This is a genomic window from Serinicoccus sp. JS2-9, from assembly GCF_059025165.1.
In genome coordinates this window covers 1,432,788-1,454,138 of record NZ_CM180091.1, presented here as the reverse complement: position 1 = coordinate 1,454,138, position 21,351 = coordinate 1,432,788, and the positions used below count along the sequence as shown (strand labels likewise).

20 protein-coding genes and 1 pseudogene are annotated in these 21,351 nt (G+C 73.1%); 9 read left to right on the top strand and 12 right to left on the bottom strand.

Translation table 11 applies throughout. The features are described 5' to 3' along the window. Window positions 1-238: 238 nt before the first annotated feature. Both AC5PYY_RS07260 and AC5PYY_RS07255 read right to left on the bottom strand, forming a co-directional pair. A pseudogene (locus AC5PYY_RS07260) lies at window positions 239-1,503 on the bottom strand (ammonium transporter). A 281-nt stretch (window positions 1,504-1,784) separates the two neighbouring features. After that, window positions 1,785-2,801 carry an o-succinylbenzoate synthase gene (locus AC5PYY_RS07255; protein ID WP_493899108.1) on the bottom strand — a complete coding sequence of 339 codons (1,017 nt, stop codon included), beginning with the start codon at window positions 2,799-2,801 and terminating at the stop codon, window positions 1,785-1,787. A 211-nt stretch (window positions 2,802-3,012) separates the two neighbouring features. Between AC5PYY_RS07255 and AC5PYY_RS07250 the strand changes: the two genes are divergently transcribed. The 9 genes from AC5PYY_RS07250 (at window position 3,013) to AC5PYY_RS07210 (ending at window position 10,173) form a co-directional block, all read left to right on the top strand. Next, the gene (locus tag AC5PYY_RS07250; protein WP_493899107.1) at window positions 3,013-3,423 is read left to right on the top strand and encodes a VOC family protein; all 411 of its coding nucleotides are present in this window, start codon (window positions 3,013-3,015) and stop codon (window positions 3,421-3,423) included. Between the two features lie 182 nt (window positions 3,424-3,605). Continuing rightward, window positions 3,606-4,535, top strand: coding sequence for a 1,4-dihydroxy-2-naphthoyl-CoA synthase (locus tag AC5PYY_RS07245; RefSeq protein ID WP_493899106.1), 930 nt, complete (start codon window positions 3,606-3,608; stop codon window positions 4,533-4,535). 83 nt (window positions 4,536-4,618) lie between these two features. Next, window positions 4,619-5,239 carry a hypothetical protein gene (locus AC5PYY_RS07240; protein WP_493899105.1) on the top strand — a complete coding sequence of 207 codons (621 nt, stop codon included), beginning with the start codon at window positions 4,619-4,621 and terminating at the stop codon, window positions 5,237-5,239. Between the two features lie 9 nt (window positions 5,240-5,248). Next, the gene (menE, locus tag AC5PYY_RS07235; RefSeq protein WP_493899340.1) at window positions 5,249-6,406 is read left to right on the top strand and encodes an o-succinylbenzoate--CoA ligase; all 1,158 of its coding nucleotides are present in this window, start codon (window positions 5,249-5,251) and stop codon (window positions 6,404-6,406) included. A 29-nt stretch (window positions 6,407-6,435) separates the two neighbouring features. Then, window positions 6,436-6,705 carry a PLD nuclease N-terminal domain-containing protein gene (locus AC5PYY_RS07230; RefSeq protein ID WP_493899104.1) on the top strand — a complete coding sequence of 90 codons (270 nt, stop codon included), beginning with the start codon at window positions 6,436-6,438 and terminating at the stop codon, window positions 6,703-6,705. Window positions 6,706-6,716: 11 nt separating this feature from the next. Beyond that, a complete protein-coding gene (locus AC5PYY_RS07225) occupies window positions 6,717-7,589 on the top strand; it encodes a 1,4-dihydroxy-2-naphthoate polyprenyltransferase (protein ID WP_493899103.1) in 873 nt (290 codons plus the stop codon). 75 nt (window positions 7,590-7,664) lie between these two features. After that, the gene (locus AC5PYY_RS07220) at window positions 7,665-7,943 is read left to right on the top strand and encodes a hypothetical protein (RefSeq protein ID WP_493899102.1); all 279 of its coding nucleotides are present in this window, start codon (window positions 7,665-7,667) and stop codon (window positions 7,941-7,943) included. Further along, window positions 7,943-9,397: a hypothetical protein gene (locus tag AC5PYY_RS07215; RefSeq protein WP_493899101.1), complete on the top strand. Its 1,455-nt coding sequence runs from the start codon at window positions 7,943-7,945 to the stop codon at window positions 9,395-9,397. Before AC5PYY_RS07220 ends, AC5PYY_RS07215 begins: the two co-directional genes overlap by 1 nt. Beyond that, window positions 9,394-10,173, top strand: a complete 780-nt coding sequence (locus tag AC5PYY_RS07210) for a hypothetical protein (protein ID WP_493899100.1) — start codon at window positions 9,394-9,396, stop codon at window positions 10,171-10,173. The genes AC5PYY_RS07215 and AC5PYY_RS07210 overlap by 4 nt, the downstream gene beginning before the upstream one ends. A 33-nt stretch (window positions 10,174-10,206) precedes the next feature. On the opposite strand, the gene AC5PYY_RS07205 is transcribed toward AC5PYY_RS07210, so the two are convergent. From AC5PYY_RS07205 to AC5PYY_RS07160, 10 genes are all read right to left on the bottom strand, one after another. Then, window positions 10,207-10,455 (bottom strand): DUF4229 domain-containing protein, encoded by a 249-nt coding sequence (locus AC5PYY_RS07205; RefSeq protein ID WP_493899099.1) that lies wholly within the window; start codon window positions 10,453-10,455, stop codon window positions 10,207-10,209. Beyond that, complete coding sequence (gene ccsB / locus AC5PYY_RS07200) at window positions 10,452-11,552, bottom strand: c-type cytochrome biogenesis protein CcsB (RefSeq protein WP_493899098.1); 1,101 nt, start codon at window positions 11,550-11,552, stop codon at window positions 10,452-10,454. Before ccsB ends, AC5PYY_RS07205 begins: the two co-directional genes overlap by 4 nt. Further along, complete coding sequence (resB, locus tag AC5PYY_RS07195) at window positions 11,549-13,240, bottom strand: cytochrome c biogenesis protein ResB (protein ID WP_493899097.1); 1,692 nt, start codon at window positions 13,238-13,240, stop codon at window positions 11,549-11,551. Before resB ends, ccsB begins: the two co-directional genes overlap by 4 nt. Then, a complete protein-coding gene (locus AC5PYY_RS07190; RefSeq protein WP_493899096.1) occupies window positions 13,241-14,011 on the bottom strand; it encodes a cytochrome c biogenesis CcdA family protein in 771 nt (256 codons plus the stop codon). After that, window positions 14,008-14,640, bottom strand: coding sequence for a TlpA family protein disulfide reductase (locus AC5PYY_RS07185; RefSeq protein ID WP_493899095.1), 633 nt, complete (start codon window positions 14,638-14,640; stop codon window positions 14,008-14,010). Before AC5PYY_RS07185 ends, AC5PYY_RS07190 begins: the two co-directional genes overlap by 4 nt. Further along, window positions 14,637-15,392: a histidine phosphatase family protein gene (locus AC5PYY_RS07180; protein WP_493899094.1), complete on the bottom strand. Its 756-nt coding sequence runs from the start codon at window positions 15,390-15,392 to the stop codon at window positions 14,637-14,639. Before AC5PYY_RS07180 ends, AC5PYY_RS07185 begins: the two co-directional genes overlap by 4 nt. Before the next feature lie 129 nt (window positions 15,393-15,521). Beyond that, a complete protein-coding gene (locus AC5PYY_RS07175; protein ID WP_493899093.1) occupies window positions 15,522-18,029 on the bottom strand; it encodes a polynucleotide kinase-phosphatase in 2,508 nt (835 codons plus the stop codon). Then, window positions 18,026-19,513 carry a 3' terminal RNA ribose 2'-O-methyltransferase Hen1 gene (locus AC5PYY_RS07170; RefSeq protein WP_493899092.1) on the bottom strand — a complete coding sequence of 496 codons (1,488 nt, stop codon included), beginning with the start codon at window positions 19,511-19,513 and terminating at the stop codon, window positions 18,026-18,028. The genes AC5PYY_RS07175 and AC5PYY_RS07170 overlap by 4 nt, the downstream gene beginning before the upstream one ends. 12 nt (window positions 19,514-19,525) lie before the next feature. Next, entirely contained in the window at window positions 19,526-20,848 is a 1,323-nt protein-coding gene (gene hemL / locus AC5PYY_RS07165) for a glutamate-1-semialdehyde 2,1-aminomutase (RefSeq protein WP_493899091.1), read from the bottom strand. A gap of 26 nt (window positions 20,849-20,874) precedes the next feature. Then, window positions 20,875-21,348 (bottom strand): MarR family winged helix-turn-helix transcriptional regulator, encoded by a 474-nt coding sequence (locus AC5PYY_RS07160; protein WP_493899090.1) that lies wholly within the window; start codon window positions 21,346-21,348, stop codon window positions 20,875-20,877. Window positions 21,349-21,351 lie beyond the last annotated feature (3 nt).

Here is a 21,351-nt window from a genome sequence, read left to right as displayed (position 1 = left end):
GTGGGGGTGGAGAACGGAACAGCGGCCAGGATATCTCCCGTCGCGGCGCGGGTCGAACGCGTTCTTCTCCGGTATGCCGTTCGCGCGCCGAAAGCAGTGCCGTCCCCGCCGTCCGTGGACCGGGCCGGAGCCGCCCGAGGCGCGCGGGCGGCGTACCGGCGCCGCCACCACCACGAGCGGGGCACCCCCGGCCGCAGCCGTGGGTGCCCCGCTCGGGCTTGTCCGTCGCCCCGAGCGACTAGACCTTGGCCTCCTCGGCGATGGGGTCGTAGGAGGCATCCTCATCACCGAAGGCATAGGCGGACTCGCTGTGCTCGGCGAGGTCGACGCCGCGAGCCTCGTCCTCCGCGCTGATGCGGAAGCCGATGGTCTTGGCGATCGCCAGGCCGATGATCGCGGTCATCACGCCGGTGAAGACGAGGGTGAAGAGGGTGGCCACGACCTGCGCGACCAGCTGGCCGGCGCCGCCGCCGTAGAAGAGGCCGCCGCCCTCGCCGTCGACCGGCAGCGCGAGGAAGCCGATCATGACGGTGCCGATGATGCCGGACACGAGGTGGACGCCGACGACGTCGAGCGCGTCGTCATACCCGAACTTGTACTTCAGGCCGACCGCGAGGGCCGAACCGACACCGGCGATCAGGCCGATGAGGATCGCCCCGAGCGCGGAGACGTTGGCGCAGGCCGGGGTGATCGCGACCAGACCGGCGACGACACCGGAGGCCGCGCCGAGGGAGGTCGCGTGCCCGTCGCGGATCCGCTCGGTCACCAGCCAGGCCAGCATCGCGGCGGCGGGCGCCACCATGGTGTTGACCCAGATCAGGCCAGCCTCCTCGGCCGTCCCGGCGGCACCACCGTTAAAGCCGAACCAGCCGAACCACAGCAGCGGGCACCCAGCATCATCAGCGGGATGTTGTGCGGCTTGTGGAAGCCCTTGGCGAAGCCCGAGCGGGTGCCGATGATGTAGACGAGGACCAGTGCGGCCAGGCCGGCATTGATGTGCACGACCGTGCCGCCGGCGAAGTCGATGGCCTCACCGAAGGTGCTGCCGATGGCGCCGTCGGCCGAGAGCAGGCCGCCGCCCCAGACCATGTAGGCCAGCGGGCAGTAGACGAGGGTGACCCAGATCGGCACGAAGACCGACCAGGAGCCGAAGCGGGTGCGGTCGGCGACCGCGCCGGAGATGAGGGCCACGGTGATGATCGCGAAGGTCGCGCCGAAGCCGATGCCGATCATGTCGGCGGTGCCGATGAAGTTCACCAGGCCGAAGTCGGCGGTCGGATTGCCGACGAGACCGCCGAGCAGCGGCGGGGCCGAGGTCATGCCGTAGCCCCAGAGCACCCAGATCACGCCGACGAGACCGATCGAGACGAAGCTCATCATGATCATGTTCGTCGAGGCCTTGGCCCGGGCCATGCCGCCGTAGAAGAACGCCAGGCCTGGCGTCATCAGCAGCACGAGGGCTGCTGAGACCATGACCCAGACGTCGGTGGTCGAGAGTTCCATGTGTTGCCTCCTAGAGGGTGCGGTGCGAGTGACCCCCCGTGTCACGCCGTCGGGGGCGGGAGTCCGTCGCTGTGCGCACCAGTGAAGACCCGCGATGTTTCGGGAAGCAGCCGGTTCGTGTTTCGGGTGCGTTGCCCATGTTTCCGTCGCGTAAATCTTTGGCCGACCGGCGAGTTCGACCACCGGTTGTCGAGCCATGGCAGCAGAAGCCGTGGTCGCCTTCCACGGTCAGGGCAGGACAGGTCAGGGTGGGGTGAGGGCAGGTGGGCGAGAGGGTGGTGTCAGAGGAGCGCGTGGGCGCGGGTGAGGCGCTCGCGCCACCAGGTCACGCGCTCGTGCTCCGGCCGGTATGCCGCGAGCGCGGCGTCGTCGACCGCCTCACGGGCGGCGTCGGCACGCTCGGCGGTGAGGGTGCCGTCGACGGGCAGCAGCGGGTCCGCGACGACGTCGCTGGCCAGCAGAGCGCCCGTGCCGAGGCCGCAGTCGTGCTCGAGCACCGGCAGGGCGGCGGCCAGACGCACCCCGAGGGCCAAGCCGACGGAGGTGTCGAGGGCCGAGGAGACGACCGCGGGCAGCCCGGCCTCGGCGATGATCGCCAGCGCCCGGGCCACGCCGCCGAGCGGCGCGGCCTTGACCACGACCAGGTCGGCCGCCCCGCGCCGGGCCACCTCGAGCGGGTCCTGGGCTCGCCGGATCGACTCGTCGGCAGCGACGGGCACGTCGACCCCGCCCCGCGCGAGCTCCCGTCGCAGGTCGACCAGCTCGTCGACCCCGGCGCAGGGCTGCTCGGCATACTCCAGGTCGAGGGGCGCGAGCGCGGTCAGGGCCCGGGTCGCGTCGGCGACCGACCACGCGCCGTTGGCGTCGACCCGGATCCGCGCCTCGGAGCCGAGCAGGCGCCGCACCTCCGTGACCCGGGCGACGTCGTCGGCGAGACTCTGGCCCCGCTCGGCCACCTTGACCTTGGCGGTGCGGCGGGCGTCGTAGCGGGTGAGGACCGCCTCCACCTCGGCGGCAGGCACGGCGGGGACCGTGGCGTTGACGCCGACGGTGTCGCGGACCGGGGCGGGCAGCTCGCCCCAGCCGGCCTCCACCGCGGCGGCGAGCCAGCGCGCGGCGTCGGCGTCGGCATACTCGGGGAAGGGCGCCCACTCCGACCAGCCGCGCGGACCCCGCAGCAGCACCGCCTCCCGCGCCGTCACCCCGCGGAAACGCACCCGCATGGGCAGCCGCACCACGTGGGCCGCAGCGAGCAGCTCCTCGACATCGGGGACCGGGGTCAGCGCAGTCGGATCCATCGGCGTCAGCCTAGGTCTTCTGCCATCGCCGACCACGCTCTCTCACCGACACGCCCTCCCTCGCTTTCCGGCGTCCACGGGCCCCTGTGCCCCTTCGCCCCCCAGAGTGACCACGGGATAGCACGACCTCCATCGTGAAGTTCGCCGATGAAGGTCGTGCTATCCCGTGGTCACTCGCGGACGGGTCGGGGACCGCGGGCAGGATGGTGGCATGACGCTGAAGTGGTACACCGTCGTCGTCGACTGCCACGACCCCCAGGCCCAGGCCCGCTGGTGGGCCGAGACCCTGGGCTGGGTCGTGGCCTACGAGGCGGAGGACGAGGTCGTGCTCGTCCCGAGGTATGCCCTGGAGGAGCCGCGTGAGGTCGCCGACCTCGACGCGTGGATGCGGCGGGGTCAGGGGCTGGTCTTCGTGCCGGTCCCGGAGGGCAAGACCGTGAAGAACCGCCTGCACCTCGACCTCGCGCCGCACACCTCGCAGGACCGCGACGCGGAGATCCAGCAGCTGGTCGACCGGGGCGCGACCCGCGTCGAGGTCGGCCAGGACGACGCGGTGAGCTGGACCGTGCTGGCGGACCCGGAGGGCAACGAGTTCTGCGTGCTCTCCAGCCGCGACGGCTGACCCCACCCTGGAGGTGGTCACTAAGCCAACGCGACTGCTCAGCCGTCCGCCTCCCACACGAACTCCGCGAAGCCGGGCAACGTGAACTCGACGGTGCCGTAGCCGGCGGCGGCGATGCTCCGATCGGATCGCCCTTGATAGGTATCCAAGCCCATCCACCGCTCCCCTCTACGCTAGACGTCGTGACCGACACCCCCGCGCCAGCAGCGCCGTTCGACCCGACCCAGTGGGAGGCGGTCGAGGGCTTCGAGAGCCTCACCGACCTCACCTACCACCGGCACCGCGAGCTCGGCTGCGTGCGGATCGCCTTCGACCGTCCGGAGGTGCGCAACGCCTTCCGTCCGCACACGGTCGACGAGCTCTACCGCGCCCTCGACCACGCCCGCAGGAGCCCGGACGTCGGCGTCGTCCTGCTCACCGGCAACGGTCCCTCCCCCAAGGACGGTGGCTGGGCCTTCTGCTCCGGCGGCGACCAGCGGATCCGTGGCCGCAGCGGATACCAGTATGCCGATGGCGAGGGCGCGGAGAGCGTGGACTCCGCGCGGGTCAAGGCCGAGGGCGGACGCCTGCACATCCTCGAGGTGCAGCGCCTCATCCGCACCATGCCCAAGGTCGTCATCGCCGTCGTGAGCGGTTGGGCAGCCGGCGGCGGGCACAGCCTCCACGTCGTGTGCGACCTCACGATCGCCTCCCGCGAGCACGCGCGGTTCAAGCAGACCGACGCCGACGTGGGGAGCTTCGACGCGGGATACGGATCGGCCTACCTCGCCAAGATGGTGGGGCAGAAGTTCGCCCGCGAGATCTTCTTCCTCGGTCGCGCCTACGACGCCGAGCAGATGCACCGGATGGGCGCGGTCAACCTCGTCGCCGATCACGCCGACCTGGAGATCGAGGCGGTCCAGGCGGCCCGCGAGATCCTGGGCAAGAGCCCGACCGCGCAGCGGATGCTCAAGTTCGCCCTCAACCTCACCGACGACGGCCTCATGGGTCAGCAGGTCTTCGCCGGCGAGGCGACCCGGCTTGCCTACATGACCGACGAGGCGGTCGAGGGGCGCGACTCCTTCCTGGAGAAGCGCGAGCCCGACTGGCGCGACTACCCGTGGTACTTCTGAGCCACTCACCCGCCCTGACCTGCGCACCCGTGCGAGACTAGGCAGCGATGAGGGGCCACGAGGTGCCGAGGGAGGAGCCGAGCATGCGACGCCGACCGACGATCCTGCTGGCCAGCTGCGCGCTGGCGGTGACCGGCTGCCAGGACGCGACCGATCCCGAGGCCCCCACCTCGACCAGCGGCACGGAGGCCCCGGCCCCCAGCACGGCCGCGCCCGACGAGGCCGACGGCACCACCAGCGCTCCCGCCGACGACGCCGCCGCGACGACCGGCCCTGGCGGGGACTCTGGCGGGGCCGACGGCGAGGTCGAGGGCGGTGAGGAAGGGCAGGCGGCCGCCGACCGCGCCAAGGAGTTCCTGCTGCTCATCGTCGATGCCGACCCCGCCGCGTGCGGGCTCATCCTGTCCCCGACCGACACGACCCGCCCCATGCGGGAGGTCGAGTCCGACCTGGAGCTGTGCGAGACGACCCTGCCCGAGACGATGGCCTCGACCGTGCAGGCGCAGGGCCTCACCGACGAGGAGCGCGCCGTCCTCGAGGCGATGCAGATCACCGGTGCCGAGGTCGACGGCGACACCGCCGTCGTCGACCGTGACAACTTCTCCGACCTCTTCGCCGACTCGATGGGCGAGGCGCCCATCACCCTGGTCCAGATCGACGGCGAGTGGTTCGTCGACCTCGACCGGTCCTTCCAGGAGTCGTGAGGGCTTCCCCTGCCGAGCACACCCGACCTCACCCCGCGGCCCGGCGACACCTGGGGCGACCTGGCCGCTCCGCTCACCTCCCTGCTCGCCCAGGACGGCCGTGCCGACGCGGCCGGTGTCGTCGTCGCCACCTCGGGGTCGACCGGCGAGCCCAAGCGGGTCCGGCTCTCCGCCGCCGCGCTGCGGGCCTCGGGCGAGGCGACGGCGCAGGTGCTGGGCGGGCCCGGCCAGTGGCTGCTCGCGCTGCCGACGCACCACGTCGCCGGCCTGCAGGTCCTCGCCCGCTCGGCACTGGCCGGGACCACGCCGGTCGCGCTCGATCCCGGGGCGTCGTTCACGTCCACCGCGCTGGCGGCCGCGACCGCCCGGCTCGACCCGCAGCAGCCCCACTACGCCTCGCTGGTGCCCACCCAGCTGCACCGTGCCCTGGGGGCACCGGAGGGGATCGAGGCGCTCCGGCAGTTCGACACGATCCTTCTCGGCGGGGCCGCAGCCGATCCCGTCCTGCTCGACCGGGCCCGGGCCGCGGGCGTCTGCGTGGTGACGACCTACGGCATGTCCGAGACCTGCGGCGGGTGCGTCTACGACGGCACGCCCCTTCCCGGGGTGCGGGTACGCCTCGACGCGGACGGCCGCATCCACCTCGGCGGTCCGGTGCTCGCCGACGGCTACGTCGGTCGCACGGCGCTCACCGCCGAGCGGTTCCTGACCGACGACGAGGGGGTGCGGTGGTTCGTCACCGACGACCGAGGGGTATGCCGTGACGGCCGCCTCCACGTCCGCGGCCGGGTCGACGACGTGGTCGTCACCGGTGGGCGCAAGGTCGATCCCGCCGACGTCGAGGCCGCCCTGCGGGCGCTGCCCGGGATCGGCGAGGCGCTGGTCGTCGGGGTCCCCGACCCGGAGTGGGGCCAGCAGGTCACCGCCCTCGTGACGCTCGAGGATGGCGCTGACGAGCGGCCCGGCCCGGGCACCGGGCGGGCGGGCCGGTCCGGGGCGGAGGTGCGCGAGACGCTCCGCGGCGCCGGAGTCCTCCCCGCGCACGCGGTGCCGCGCCACGTGGAGGTGGTGGACGGCATACCTCTCCTGGGCAGCGGCAAGCCGGACCGGCACCAGGCGCGGACGATCCTCGCCCGGGGTGGCAGAATGACCCCAGACCCTCACTGACCTGGAAGGACCGCAGTCTCGTGCTCCGCGTGGCGATCGCCGTGGCGCTGCTGGCGTTCACCGTCTACTGCGTCGTCGATGCCGTGCAGACGGAGGACGACCAGGTGCGGGGCCTGCCCAAGCCGATGTGGGTCATCCTCGCGCTGATCTTCCCCGTCGCGGGCGGGATCGCCTGGCTCGTCGCAGGCCGTCCCCGGAGCATCCTCGACGTGATCTTCGGCGACCGGCACGGCCGGGGTGGCCCCCCGCGCGGACCGCTCGGGCCCGACGACGACCCCGACTTCCTCCGAGACCTCTAAGGCGTCACCGCATGGCAACCCTCGCCCAGTGGATCGAGGGGGCGCGACCCCGCACGCTCCCCGCCGCCGTCGCCCCGGTGCTCGTCGGCACCGCTGCGGCGCATGCCCTCGGCAACGCCAACCTCGGGCTCGGGGTGCTCGCGCTGTGCGTGGCCCTGGGATTCCAGGTGGGCGTCAACTACGCCAACGACTACTCCGACGGCGTCCGTGGCACCGACGAGGAGCGGGTCGGCCCGGTGCGGCTCGTCGGCCAGCGGCTCGCCGAACCGGCCAACGTCAAGACCGCGGCCTTTGCGGCCTTCTTCGGCGCGGCGATCGCCGGCCTCGCGCTGGTGGCGCTCTCCGGCACCTGGCTGCTGCTCGTCGTGGGGCTGGCCGCGCTGTGGGCGGCGTGGCACTACACGGGGGGCGCGAACCCCTACGGCTACCGCGGCCTCGGCGAGGTCATGGTCTTCGTCTTCTTCGGTCTCTTCGCCGTGCTGGGAACCACGTGGACCCAGGCGCACGCGCTCGACCTGGGGGCGCTGGGCGGTGCCCTCGGCTGCGGCTTCCTCGCCAGCGCGATCCTGGTCACCAACAATCTGCGGGACCTGGAGGGCGACCGGGCCGCGGGCAAGCGCACGCTCGCGGTGCGGATGGGCTTCCGCCGCACGCGACGGCTCTACCTCGGGCTCGTCGTCGGTGCCTTCCTCGCGGTCGGGCTGGCGGCGATCGCGCACCCCTGGGCGCTGCTGGGGCTGCTCGCGGCTCCGCTCGCCTGGCGCCCCACCCGGCTGGTCACCAGCGACGCCTACGGCCCCGCCCTGCTGCCGGCTCTGGCGCAGACCGGTCTGCTCCAGCTCGGGTATGCCGTCGCCCTCGCCCTGGGCCTCACGCTCTTCTGAGGCGGAGGTCGCCTCACCAGCCCGCGGAGGCGACAACTAGGCTGGGTGATCGCGACACAGGGGAGGCGACTTACCGTGGGATTCGCAGGTGGCCATCCGGCTCAGATGCGCCAGGCGTCCAACAGACTGACGACGTTGTCGAGCGACCTGGCCGCCGATGCCGTCGCCATCACGAGGGTCGGTGGCCGTGCGGCGGCTGCCGCAGGCTCCGGGCTGGTCGGGGGCGCTGCCGAGAGTGCGCTCGCCGCGATCGGCGGGGCGACCATCGCGACCTCGGTGATCGCGGGCGGTCTCGGCGAGGGCGTTCTGACCGGTGCGGACCAGCTGGTCCGGGCCACGTCGGAGGCTCGCTGATGGGCACCTTCTCCCTCCCGCCGGGGGACCCGGACAGGCTCGACGATCTCGCCGGCCAGCTCGCGACGTTGAGTGAGCGGGTCGGGGACACCCGCTCTCGATCGCTCGACGCGGCGAGCACGACGGCGGTCGAGGCACTCCCCACGGCTCGCGTGGCCGACTTCAGCGTCGCGAGCGGGCACGCCGACAAGGGAACCCGCGCCGTCGGCACCTCCCTGGTCGCGACCGCATTGGCTCTCGGCGACTACGCCATCTCGCTACGGACTGCCCAGAAGGTGATCCGTCGTGCCTCCCGACGACATGACGAGGAGGAGGACCGGTGGCGTCGGGCCCGGTCCATGGGCGAGGAGGATCTCGCCGACGAGCACCGCCGGGAGATGAACGCCCAGTGGGACCGAGCCGGGGCGCTCGCGAGCGAGACCGAGATCTGGGCGCCGGGCACGGGCTCGCTCGCGCCGGTCGACGCGTGGGCCAGGGCCAGCAGCGAGCTGCTTGCGGCGCAGGTCCGGCTCGACGACGAGGAGCTCCGGGCTGCCTACGACCAGGCTGTGGAGGATCACGGAGCAGCTGCGGCGACCGTCCAGAAGACCGTCATGGGAGGCCTCAAGGCATACCAGGGGTACACTATCCTGCAGTACGTCCGCTCGCCCGGGCTGGCGCGACGGGCGGAAGACAAGTTCACCCGGCTGCGCCACCGCTACCACGGGATCAAGGGTGGCGCGCCGGACCTGAGCAACCCTCTCGAGTATCGACGCTACCTGCGGGCCGAGCGGAAGATGCTCGCGGCGTTCCGATCCGCGGACCCGGCCGACGTCAAGGCGGCGCAGCGACACTTCCGGTGGCTCTGTGGGCTCCAGGGGGACAGCGGTGCGCTGCGCAGCCTGCAGGCACGCTACCCGGCGCTGGCGCCGCACCAGACCCGCGGCCCGGCCGGTCGCCTCTCCCGGGTGACCGCGCCGTGGCGCGCGGTTCACGGACGTCGCCGGGAAGGCCTGGGACGGCACCAAGGAGGTCGCCAGCGACGTCTGGGAGGGCACGAAGGACATCGGTGGCTCCATCAAGGACGGCGCCGCCGACCTCTGGGACGGTGTATTCGGGTGACCGACTCCTCCGCGGCGGGCCCCTCAGCCACGGCGGAGGACGCGGCAGCGACGCTCACGCTGTGGAGCAGAGCCCAGCAGGTACCCGCACCATCCTTCGACCTCACGCTGACCCGCGAGGCCCTCGCGCAGCACCCTGCGGAGCTGGAGCCGGTGGTGGCGTGCGCCGTGGCTGTCACGATCACCCGCATCGACATCGCCGAGGAAGCCGTCCGGAGCTACTCGGGGGTCTACACCGGTGCTCAGGCGTCGTACCTCTTGACCAGGCCTCAGGAGCGCGACGAGGTGAGCTATCGCGGTGTCGGCGCCGACGAGGTGGAGCAGCACTGGGCCAGAGTCCTGGGAGCACCGTGACCGAGCGGCCCTTCTTCCGCATCACCGACCCCGACGACCCGGTCCAGGTGGATCAGCTGCTCGCTCTGGCCGACCTCAACGCCGAGGACATGGGTGCGGTGCGGCAGACGTTCCGCGCGTGGCCCGGGGCGCGGATGTGGTTGTTCCTGCTCGGCCTGATGCTGCTCTCCCTCCTTCCCCTGCTGATCCCGGGCGAGGTGGGCTGGGGGCTGACCGTGACCCTCCTCATCTGCATCGGGGCCAGCGGACTCGTGCTCGTCATCGCGGGTGCCGTGGACCGACACCGGGTCTGCGAGAAGGGGTTGCTGCTCGGGTGGCGTGGCCGCACCCGTTACATCGTCCCCTGGTCGACGGTCGACCCGGGCCGGGTGCGGGTCGTGGAGCGTGCGGGCCTGCTGGGGCGTCGGCACGACACCCCCGCCTCCTCACCGCACTTCCGCACCGGCCTGCTCGTCACCCGAGCGCTGAGCGTCAACGGCATCGACAGCGCGCACGGCGGGTGGGTCGGCATACCGGGTCTGCTCGGGGTCACCGACCCGGTGGCACCTGGTGCCCGCGCGCGGTCCACGATCTTCGTCAACTGGTTGCTCGGGACCCCCGACCCGGTGCGCCTGGCCAGGGCGATCGAGGACGCCATGGTCGCTGAGGGCTATCCGGCGCGAGGGCTCGCGGACGCGGCCGCGAGCCGCGCAGTCGTCCTGAGCTGGAACCCGGACCAGGACTCGGCCCACCCACTCCCCTACCGAGCCTCGACGGACGGCACGACCCGCCCGTGAAGGGCAGTCAGCCTCGCCCCTCTGCGAACGCGCTCACTCCTCCTCGTCGACGCGCTCGGCGTCGATCTTGGCGCGGCGGCGGGCGATGCGGTCCTCGACGCGGTGCTCCAACCCGGCGGCCATCCGCTCGCGGTCGGGCGCGAGCACGAAGTAGGACACCACCATCGACACGAGCGCCGCCGCCACAGCGGCCCAGAGCGGCCCCAGGGTCAGCAGCCGGAAGAGCGCGAAGAAGCCGATGAAGATGAGCAGCCGCATCACCGTGTAGCGCGCCGCGATCACGTGCTCACCCCCGAGTAGGAGTGCAGCCCCGTCATGAGCAGGTTGACCCCGACGTAGTTGAAGACGACGCAGCCGAAGCCGACCAGCGCGATCCACGTCGCCTTTCGCGTCGTCCAGCTGTTGGTGGCGCGCGCGTGCAGGTAGGCGGCGTAGACCACCCAGATGACGAAGGTCCACACCTCCTTGGGGTCCCAGCCCCAGTAGCGACCCCACGCCTGCTCGGCCCAGATCGCGCCCGCGATGAGGGTGAAGGTCCACAGCGGGAAGGCCACGATGTGGATGCCGTAGGTGATCCGCTCCAGCCGCGTCGCGTCGGGCAGCGCCGCGACCCAGCCCCGCACGCGCTCCCGCTTCTCGGCCCGGTCGCGCAGCAGGTAGGCCGTCGCGAGCGCCGCCCCGATCGTGAACAGCGCGGTCGCGAGGATGGCGATGGTCACGTGGATGACGAGCCAGATGCTGTTGAGCGCGGGCATGAGCTGGGAAGCCTCGGTGTACCACGCAACCTTGGCGGCCCCCAGGATGACCAGCACCGGCAGCACGACGAAGGCCCCGAGCCAGAGCCGGTCCTTGCGTAGGCTCCACGCGGAGTAGATGACGAGCGCGAAGGAGGCGGTGACGAGGGCGAACTCATACATGTTGCCCAGCGGAGCCCGACCCACCGAGACGCCGCGCAGCACCGTGCCCGCCACGGTGAGGAAGGTCGCCAGCCAGGTGAGCTGCAGTCCGATCACGCCCCAGCGCCGGGTCGCCGTCCGCCCGGCTGCCTGGTCGGCGTCGCCCCCACCGCGCGCGTCGGCGTCCGTCGGCACCACCGGCTCGGCCGCGCTCGGCCCCGCAGGATCGACTCCGGCGCGCCGTGCGTCCGCGGCGGCCCCGGCCTGTCGTGCCACAGGGTCGGCCCCGGCCTGTCGCGCCTCACCGGCTGCACCGACGGCCACCCGCTCCCGGTCGCCCGTGTGGAGGCCCGCTGTCGACCTCGTCGCGCGCGCGCCGGTCAGCGCGAGGTGCACGAGGAAGGCGAGCATCGCGGGCACGAGCACCACCACCGCGGCCCAGATCGCGTAGTCGCTGGCCTGCGCCAGACTCTCGTTCGTCATACCTCATCCTCGTCTCGTACCACCGTGCCGTCGTGCCGCTGGCCGCCGACCCGCCCGCCGACGGCCGAGACGGTGCGCTCGAGCACCCTCTCGACCAGGTCGTCCAGCCCAGGATCGGTGCCCTTGGGCAGTCCGGCGACGGTCAGTCCAGTATGCCGTTCGCTCACGTCCGTGCCCCCGGCCGCCTCCGTGACGCGCACGAAGACGCGGCGTCGCCGCACGCCCAGCATGAGTCCGAGCCCGAGGAGCGCGACGCCGGAGAAGATCAGCGCCGGCACCCGGCCGGGGTCGTGCCGGACGAGCATGCCACCCCAGCGGCGGACGTCCTCGAAGGCGATGGTGGTGCCGTCCGGCAGTTCGTAGGTCTCTGTGGGCCGCAGGACGAAGCGCAGCGGCGACTCCTCGCCGGTCTCCTCGTCGACGACCATGATCTGGTCCATCTGCTCGGTCTCGACGGTGAAGACCGACTGCGGCCGCCCGCCGGGGAAGAGCTCGCCCTCGAAGGCGGTGAGCACCAGCGCGGGGTCGACCAGCCCGGGGAAGCTGGAGGTCGGGCCGATCTGCTCGTCGAAGGTGAGCGTCGGCAGGAAGCCGCCGACGAAGCCCAGCCCGGGCTGACGCCCCGGCACCTTGACCACGCCTTCGGAGGAGTAGGTGTTGTCCTGCGGCAGGAAGGTGACGGCGTCGGAGAAGAGCACGGTGCCCTCGGGGTCGGTCACGGTGACCACGGGCGCGTAGCCGTTGCCGAGCAGGAAGAGCGAGGAGCTGCCCACGGAGAGCGGGTCGTTGACCGCGAACTCCTGCTGCCGCGGCTCCTCCCCCGCCTCCTCGACGGTGGCCACGCCCTCGAAGGTCCGCGGCTGCCCGAATTGCGCCCCCTGCGCCTCGCTCTCGAACTCCACGTCCAGCCGGTCCAGCCCGACCGAGAAGGTCGGGATGTCGTCCTCGGAGACGAGCGGCCCGAGGTTCAGCGTGTCGTAGGTCCCTGCACCGGAGGTCCAGGTCGTCTGCTCGGTGATGATGATCTCACCGCGCCAGCCCCACAGATTCCCCGCGGCGACGGACACGATGACACCGAGCAGCGCGACGTGGAAGAGCAGGTTGCCGGTCTCTTTGAGGTAGCCCTTCTCCGCCGACACGACGAGAGCACCCTCGGGCTCCTCCCGGAGCCGGAACCGGCGCTGGGCGAGCACCGATCGCGCCGCCGCGACGACCTCGGTCGGGGCCGCGTCGACGGTGGCGGTATGCCGCGCCGGCATCCGGTCCAGCCGGCTCGGCGCGCGCGGCGGTGCCGCCCCGAGGGAGCGCACGTGCTGCTTCATCCGGGGCAGGACGCAGCCGATGAGGCTCACCATGAGCAGCAGGTAGATCGAGGCGAACCACGGCGAGGAGTAGACGTCGAAGAGCTGCAGCCGGTCCAGCCACGGCGCGAGCCCGGGGTTGTCCTCGATGTAGGTCCGCACCCGGGCGGCGTCGACGCTGCGCTGCGGGAAGATCGACCCGGGGATGGTCGCGACGGCGAGCAGCAGCAGCAGCGCGAGCGCGGTGCGCATGCTCGTCAGCTGCCGCCAGGCCCAGCGCAGCCAGCCGATCGGGCCCAGCCGTGGGCCACCCAGGTCGGCGCGGTTCTTCGGATAGCTCGGCTCGATCCGCGGCTCGACCTGCTCCGTCTGACTACTCGTCGCCATCTACAGCACCGTCTCGAAGCCGCTGACCAGCCGGGTCTGCACCCAGGCGGTGGCGCCGCCCCACACGCCGGTCACCATGAGCAGGCCGAGCACCACGAGCAGGACGCCCCCGGTGCGCTGGAGCAGCTGGTAGTGGCCCCGCAGCCAGCGCGACACCCCGCTCATCCACGACAGGCCCGCCGCCGCGAGGAGGAAGGGCAGCCCCAGCCCGAGGCTGTAGGCGGTGCCGAGCACGAGGGCGCGGCCCACCTGGTCCTCACCCGGGATGATCGAGGTGCCCAGCGTCTGGATCGCGGCGAGCGCGGGGCCGGTGCAGGCGGTGAAGCCGAGCCCGAAGGCGACGCCAAGCAGGGGTGCGCCCGCGAGGCCGGCGGCGGGTCGCCACCGCAGCTGCCACCCGCGCGGCTGCACCAGCATGACCAGCCCGAGGCCGGCGACGAGCACGCCCGCGACCCGCAGCAGCAGCCCCTGGTGCTCGCGCAGCGCGAGGCCCAGGCCGGAGATCACCACGCTCATCGCCAGGAAGACCGCCGTGAAGCCGAGCACGAAGAGCACCGCCCCGAGCACCAGGCGGCCCCGACCCGGCGCCGCCCCGGCCCGAGCCGGCCCGGCACCGCCCCCACCCCCGGCCGCGGGCGTCATACCACCCAGGTAGCCGAGGAAACCGGGGACGAGCGGCAGCACGCACGGCGAGGCGAAGGAGACCAGACCGGCCAGCGCGGCGACGCCTGCGGCGAGCAGCAGCGGGCCGGAGAGGACGAGGTCGTTCACCGGGAGTCCCCGGCGGCCTCGCCCTCGTCGGCGGCGAGGACGTCGTCGACCAGCCCCCGCAGCGTGGCGGCGTCGACCTGGCCGCTGACCCGGGCCGCGAGGCGCCCCTCCTCGTCCACGACGAGGGTGGTCGGGGTGGCGACCGCCGCGCTGCCGAGCTGGCCCCGGTTGCGGCCGCCGTCGTTCTCCAGCGAGGGGTAGGTGACGTCGTGCTTGGCCTCGAAGGCGCGGGCGTTGGCGTCGGAGTCACGAGAGTTGACGCCGATGAAGGTCACCGGCTCGCCCGCCTCGCGCAGCGCCGCCTCGACCTCGACCAGGTCGGGCATCTCGGCGTCGCACGGCGGGCACCACGACCCCCACACGTTGATCACGACGACCTCGCCGCGGTGGTCGGCGATGTCCCACGCCTCGCCGTCCAGGGTGTCGCCGGCGAGGGTGATCGTGGTCTCCCGCTGCTCGGCAGCCACCCGCTCGATCGTGCCGTTGCCGGAGACGTAGCCCTTCTCGTCACCCTGCCGCATCTGCTCGTTGATGCTGGTGCCGGTCGAGTCGTCGCTGCACCCGGCGAGCAGGAGCGCGAGGGCAGCCACGGCCGGGGTCAGCCGGCGCGCCGAGGTATGCCGTCTCACGCGACCTCCTGCTCCGCGCGCCCGGTGACGTCCACCGCCTGCTCGAGCAGGTGGGCGGCTGGCTCGGCATACATGACCCGGACCGGGTAGGTGCCGTGGAAGAGGACCGTGGTGACGGAGGCGAGGCTGCACTCGCGGCGCCGCGGGTGGTGCCACAGGCGGCGGCCCTCGAGCGAGCGGCGCAGGGTCCAGATCGGCAGCTGGTGGCTGACCATGACGCCCTCGTGGCCCTCCGCGTGCTCCCGCGCCTCGTCCAGGGCCAGCCGCATGCGGGTCGCGATCCTCTCGTAGGGCTCGCCCCAGGACGGCCGGAACGGATTGACGAAGGCGCCCCAATGACCCGGATCGGCGAGCATCCGGCGGTCCACGGTCTCGCCCTCGAAGACGTTGCCGCTCTCGATGAGGTGCTCGTCGCTGGCGACCTCGAGCCCGTGCGCCCCGGCGATGGGAGCGGCGGTCTCGCGGGCCCGCTCCAGCGGGGAGGAGACGACGTAGGTGATCCGGCGGTCCGCGAGGTGCTCGGCGGCGGCCTGCGCCATCTGCTGGCCGAGCTCGGAGAGGTGGTAGCCCGGCAGCCGGCCGTAGAGGACCCGCTCGGGGTTGTGCACCTCGCCGTGCCGGACGACGTGGATGAGGGTGACGGGGGTGCCGTCGTGCAGCGCCCGACCCTCGGCGCCCTCCCGGTGGTGCGCCCCCTGATCGCCCGGGTCCGGTGCCGCGGCAGGGTCGGGCGAGGGCGGACCGGCGGACATGCGCCGGATCATCCCACGTGTGCCTGAGCGCCTGCTGAGCGGCGGCCCCTCCGGCCGGCGTCCGGCCGCCGCTCGTCGCGCCGGGTCACAGCCGCCGGGGTGCGCCTCGCCGCAGTCCGTCCGGACGGGTCACAGCCGCGGATCGACCGGCTCCGACTCCAGGGCCAGGACGGCGAAGACGGGCTCATGCACCCGCCACAGCGGCTCGCCCCGGGTCCAGCGGTCCAGGCTCTCCAGACCGAGCGCATACTCGCGCAGCGCCAGCGCTCGCTTGTGCCCGAGGTGTCGGTCGCGCAGCCGATCCAGGTGCTCGGGCGAGGTGTAGTCCGGGCCGTAGACCAGGCGGAGGTAGTCACGGCCGCGCACCTTCAGACCCGGCTGCAGGAGCTTTCCGCGGGGGCGCGCCAGGCCTTCGGCCGGCTTCACCACCATGCCCTCGCCGCCCGCGGCGGTGAGCTGCTCCCACCAGCTCACCCCGGCGGCGCAGCTGTCGACGGAGCCGGGGTCCACCCGCAGCCGTCGCGTCGGGCGGACCAGACCCGGATCCGCCTCGACGAGCCGATCGGCGACGCCCAGGTGCCAGGCCTGCGGCTCACCCACCCGCGTCCGCCCACCGGCGGCCAGCACCTGGAAGGGCGCCAGCTGCACGCCGTCGAGCCCGTCGGTCGGCCAGACGTAGCGCTGCCAGGCGCGGTCGAAGGCCTCCGCCCGCTCGGCGCGCCCGCGGGTCCGTTCCAGCAGCTCGGCCACGTCGAGCCCGCGCGCCTGCGCCATGGCGAGCACGTCGACCGCCGCCGGCAGTGCCAACCGGGCAGCGGCGGCGACCGCGGCATACTGCTCCCGGATCAGCCCCTGGGCCTTGGCCGACCACGGCAGCAGCTCGGCGTCGAGCAGGACGTCCTCGTCGCCGAGCTCGTGAGCCAGGCCGGCGCCGGCCCAGGCCGTCCGCAGCCGCGAGAGCAGCTGCTGCTCGACCGGCGCCTCGAAGAAGGCCCGGCCTGTCCGGGTGTAGATCGCGCCCCCGTCGGCGGCCAGGTGCACGACCGCGCGCGAGCCCATGTGCTTCTCCTGGCACACGACCTCCTCGACGCCCCACGCGGCATACTGCGCGAAAGCCTCGTCGGGGTGCTCCAGGAAGCCCGGTCGCGCCGAGCTGCGCACGGGCGCCATCGTGGGCGGCAGGTAGGGCAGCTGGCGCGGGTGCAGCGCGAACCGGCTCATGACCTCCAACGCGCCCGCCGCCGACTCCTCGCTGATGAGCACCCGCCCCAGCTGCTCGGTGTCGACGTGCCGCCTCCCGGTGACGTCGGTGAGCCGCAGCTCGTCCTCGCCGCGGCTGGCCGGCCCGGTGCTGAACGGCCGCGCCGGCTCGTAGTGCACCGCGTGCGCGTCGACCTGGACCGTCTCCTTCTCCGGCCAGCGCAGCGCGGAGAGCTGACCGCCGAAGACGACGCCGGTGTCGAGGCAGAGGGTGTTGTTGATCCACTCCAGCCGCGGGGTCGGCGTATGGCCGTAGATGACCGCGGCCCGGCCCCGGTAGTCCTCGGCCCACGGATAGCGCACCGGGAGCCCGAACTCGTCGGTCTCCCCCGTCGTGTCGCCGTAGAGCGCGAAGGCCCGCACCCGCCCCGATGCCCTCCCGTGGTAGGCCTCCTTGAGCCCGGCGTGCGCGACCACCAGGCGCCCACCGTCGAGCACCCGGTGGGCGACCAGACCATCGCACCAGTCCCGCACCCGCTGGCGGAAGTCGGCGTCCTCGCGCTCCAGCTGGGCCAGCGTCGTCTCCAGGCCATGGCTGACGGTGACCTTGGCGCCGTCCAGCGCCCGGACCAGCTTGGCCTCGTGGTTGCCCGGCACCGCCATGGCGTGCCCGGCCGCGGCCATGCCCATCGCGAGCCGCAGGACGCCGACCGAGTCCGGGCCGCGGTCGACCAGGTCGCCGACGAAGACCAGCGTCCTGCCCTCGGGGTGCGCGGCGTCCACCGGCGCGCCCCGCTCATCGCGGGTGACGGCATACCCCAGCACCCCGAGTAGCTCGACGAGCTCGTCCACACAGCCGTGCACGTCACCGACGATGTCGAAGGGGCCGGAGTGATCCCGGAAGTCGCTGCGCAGCCGCTCCCGCACCACGACGGCACCGTCGACCTCCTCCGGGGAGCTCAGCACGTGGACGCCGCGGAAGCCCTCACGACCCAGGCCGCGCAGCGACTTCTTCAGCTGCCGGTCGTGGCGTCGCACCGGACCCTCGCCGAAGTCGCGGTCCGGGCGGGTGCGGTTGCGCTCGATCGCGACCTCGGCGCCGACGTCGAGCACGATCGCGACCGGCAGCACGTCGTGCTCGCGGGCCAGCCGCACCAGGTCGGCGCGCGCCGCGCGGGTGACGTTGGTCGCATCGACGACCGTGAGCAGCCCACGCCGCAGCCGGACGCCGACCAGGTGGCGCAGCACCTCGAAGGCGTCGGCACTGGCCGACTGGTCGTTCTCGTCACCGCTCACCCAGGCGCGGCAGGCGTCGGAGCTCACCGTCTCGAAGGGGTTGAAGACGCGCCGTGCGAAGGTCGTCTTGCCCGACCCGGAGGCGCCGACGAGCACGACGAGGCTCAGCTCGGGGATCCGCAGCTCGGTCCGCGCACTCATGCCTGGCCCTCTTCGGCGGCGTCCTGCCCGGTGGCGTCCTCGCGGGTGAAGAGAGCGAGCTGGGTCGGGGCTCCCACCTCGGGGTCGACCTCCCCGACCGGGCGGAACGTGACGGCATAGCCGTGCCTCGCCGCGACCCCTTCGGCCCACTCACGCAGCTCGGCGCGGGTCCATTCGAACCGGTGGTCGGCGTGCCGCACCTGCCCCGGGGGTATGCCGTAGCGCACGTTGTGCTCGACGTTGGGCGTCGTCAGCACGACCGTTCCGGGGCGGGCGGCACCGAAGACCGCCGCCTCCAGATCCGGCAGCCGCGGCGGGTCGACGTGCTCCACGACCTCCACGAGCAGCACCGCGTCGAAGCCGGCGAGCTCGTCGTCCCGGTAGACCGCCGAGGACTGCCGCAGCCGGATCCGCGCGCGCTGCTGGTCGGACAGCCGTCCGGGCTCGTCGAGCCCGAGCCGGCGCTCGGCCCGCTGCAGCTCCCGGGCGGAGACGTCGACGCCGAGGATCTCGGTGAAGGTGGGGTCGGCCAGCAGGGCGGCCAGGAAGGCCCCCTCACCGCAGCCGAGGTCGACGACCCGGCGCGCCCCCACCTCCCGGAGCACGGCGAGGACGGTGTCCAGGCGCTGCTGCCGCAGCGGGCTCGGGGTCCGGTCGCCCTGCCGGGGCTCGCCGGCGGTGTCCGGCGCCGACCCGCCCTCGTCGTCCCCCAGCGCGGTGAGCCGCTCCAGCGCGTCGTCGACGAAGCGCCGGCGCACGCCGAGGTAGCGCTGGGTGATGAGCTCGCGGTCCGGGTGCCCGGGGAGCCAGGCCGCGCCGCGCCGCAGCAGCTTGTCGATCTCGTCGCGGCTGACCCAGTAGTGCTTGGCGTCGTCGAGCACCGGCAGGAGGACGTAGAGGTGGGCCAGCGCGTCGGCCAGCCGGTGCCGGCCGGTGAGCTCGACGTCGACGTAGGGTGCCGCGCCCCAGTCGGCCACCTCGCCCCCGAGCGGCGTGCTCCGGCCAGACGCCTCCCAGCCCAGCGGGCCGAACAGCCGCCGCACCAGGGCTAGGCCGCGTTCCTCCTCGCTCCGGCCGCGGGCCGGGAGCGCCGGCAGCCGGACGGTGAGCGGCAACGGCTCGTCGACGAGCTCGGGCCGGGCGTCGCAGCGGCCGTTGAGCGCGGTCTTGAAGGCCTTGCCCAGCGCGACCGCCAGCATCGAGGACGCGGCATACGGCCGGTCGTTGACGTAGCTCGACAGCTGGGTCGCCTCCGGCCGTCCGCGCCCCGTGCGGGGACCGCCACGGCCCCGGGTCCGCACCAGCGCGACCGGGTCGACGTCGAGCAGCAGGGCGACCGTGCACCGCGTCGGCCCGGTCTCGGGATAGAGAATGGTCGCCCGGGCTGCGGGGAGCTCCACTTCCTGCACCCGGTCGGGGTGCTTGTGCAGCAGGAATCCCAGGTCGCCGGCCTGGGGCGCGGTCGAGGTCAGCGTGAGCAGCACCTGCTCATCCTGTCAGGCGATCTCGGCGGCACTCTCCTCGATCGCCCGCACCGCGTGCTCGACCGCCTCGTCGTCGTGCGCGGCGGAGACGAACCACGACTCGAAGCAGCTCGGCGGCAGGTGCACCCCGCGGCGCAGCATGGCGTGGAAGAACCGACCGAAACGCTCGGTGTCCTGGTCCTGCGCGTCGGTGTAGGACCGCACCACACCCTCCCGGAAGAAGACGCTGAACATCGAGCCCGCCCACTGGATCCGGTGCGGTATGCCGTGCCGGCTGAAGGCGTCGGTGACCGCGGCGGCGAGCGCCTCGCTCACCTCGTCCAGGCGCAGGTAGACCTCGTCGGTGCACCGCTGCAGGGTCGCGAGCCCGGCCGCGGCGGCGACGGGATTCCCCGACAACGTGCCGGCCTGGTAGACCGGCCCCTCGGGCGCCAGCATCGCCATGACATCGGCCCGCCCGCCGAAGGCCGCGGCCGGGAAGCCTCCGCCCATGACCTTGCCGAAGGTGAACAGGTCGGGAGCCCCGCCGGCAGGCTCGCCCTCGAGACCGAACCACCCGCCCCGGGAGCACCGGAAGCCCGTCATCACCTCGTCGCTGATGAGGAGCGCGTCGTGCTCGGCGCTCACCCGGCGCAGCGCGTCGGTGAAGCCTGGCTCCGGCGGCACGATCCCCATGTTGCCGGCGGCCGCCTCGGTGATGAGGGCGGCGATCTCGTCACCGCGCTCGGCGAAGCACGCCTCCAGGGCGGGCATGTCGTTGTAGGGCAGCACGATGGTCTCGCCGGCGGCGCTCGCCGGGACGCCGGGGCTGTCGGGCAGTCCGAAGGTGGCCACCCCCGATCCGGCCGAGGCCAGCAGTCCGTCGACGTGGCCGTGGTAGCAGCCGGCGAACTTCACGACCGTCGAGCGGCCGGTGAACCCGCGGGCCAGCCGGATCGCGCTCATCGTGGCCTCGGTGCCGGAGCTGACCAGGCGCACCTGCTCGACCGGCGCCACCCGGCCCACGATCTCCTCGGCGAGCGCGACCTCCCGGGCGGTGGGCATACCGAAGGAGAAACCCTGGTCGGCCGCCTCGGCGACGGCGGCGTGGACCTCCGGGTCCCGGTGCCCGAGGATCATCGGCCCCCACGACCCGACGAGGTCGAGGTAGCGTCGCCCGTCGGCGTCCCAGAGCCACGGACCCTGCGCCCGCTCCATGAAGCGGGGCGTGCCGCCGACCGAGCGGAAGGCGCGCACCGGGGAGTTGACCCCGCCCGGGATCACCGCTCGGGCACGGTCGAGGAGGGCCTCGGAGGTGGGGGCGGTGTCGGGGTATGCCGTGGGCTGGCTGGTCATGCACCCCAGCCTAGGCAGCGGGTCCGTCAGACCGCGTCGGAGGCCTCGTCCTCGCTGTGCCGGATGGCCAGGACGACGCGCCGCAGGGCGTCGCCGTGCTTGATCAGCTCCTCGCGCGAGAGGTGGTCGAGCAGGGCGTGCCGCACGCTCTCGACGTGGATCGGCGCCAACCGATCCAGCTCCTTCTGACCTGCGGCGGTCAGCACCAGCATCACGCCACGGCCGTCCTGCGGCGAGGGCACCCGCTCTACCCAGCCGCGCTTCTCCAGCCGGGACGCCGTGTGGCTGACCCTGCTGCGCGACTGGACGATGAGGTGCGCGAGCTGGGCCATCCGCATCCGACCGCCGGGGGCCTCGGAGACCATGCTCATGAGCTCGTACTCCCCGAGCGAGACGCCGTGCTGGTCCAGCGCCTCCTCCATGACCTGGTCGATGAGGTGCGAGGCGCGCAGGATGGTGCGCCAGGCGCGCTGCTCCTCGTGGTCGAGCCATCGCGTCATGAC

What these genes read in the sequence shown, in the direction of transcription:
- AC5PYY_RS07255 (WP_493899108.1), bottom strand. Translation starts at nt 2,801, where the DNA reads ATGGATCCGACTGCGCTGACCCCGGTCCCCGATGTCGAGGAGCTGCTC.
- AC5PYY_RS07180 (WP_493899094.1), bottom strand. Translation starts at nt 15,392, where the DNA reads ATGTCCGCCGGTCCGCCCTCGCCCGACCCTGCCGCGGCACCGGACCCG.
- AC5PYY_RS07250 (WP_493899107.1), top strand. Translation starts at nt 3,013, where the DNA reads ATGACGCTGAAGTGGTACACCGTCGTCGTCGACTGCCACGACCCCCAG.
- hemL (WP_493899091.1), bottom strand. Translation starts at nt 20,848, where the DNA reads ATGACCAGCCAGCCCACGGCATACCCCGACACCGCCCCCACCTCCGAG.
- resB (WP_493899097.1), bottom strand. Translation starts at nt 13,240, where the DNA reads ATGGCGACGAGTAGTCAGACGGAGCAGGTCGAGCCGCGGATCGAGCCG.
- AC5PYY_RS07215 (WP_493899101.1), top strand. Translation starts at nt 7,943, where the DNA reads ATGGGCACCTTCTCCCTCCCGCCGGGGGACCCGGACAGGCTCGACGAT.
- AC5PYY_RS07175 (WP_493899093.1), bottom strand. Translation starts at nt 18,029, where the DNA reads ATGAGTGCGCGGACCGAGCTGCGGATCCCCGAGCTGAGCCTCGTCGTG.
- AC5PYY_RS07160 (WP_493899090.1), bottom strand. Translation starts at nt 21,348, where the DNA reads ATGACGCGATGGCTCGACCACGAGGAGCAGCGCGCCTGGCGCACCATC.
- AC5PYY_RS07240 (WP_493899105.1), top strand. Translation starts at nt 4,619, where the DNA reads ATGCGACGCCGACCGACGATCCTGCTGGCCAGCTGCGCGCTGGCGGTG.
- ccsB (WP_493899098.1), bottom strand. Translation starts at nt 11,552, where the DNA reads ATGACGAACGAGAGTCTGGCGCAGGCCAGCGACTACGCGATCTGGGCC.
- AC5PYY_RS07225 (WP_493899103.1), top strand. Translation starts at nt 6,717, where the DNA reads ATGGCAACCCTCGCCCAGTGGATCGAGGGGGCGCGACCCCGCACGCTC.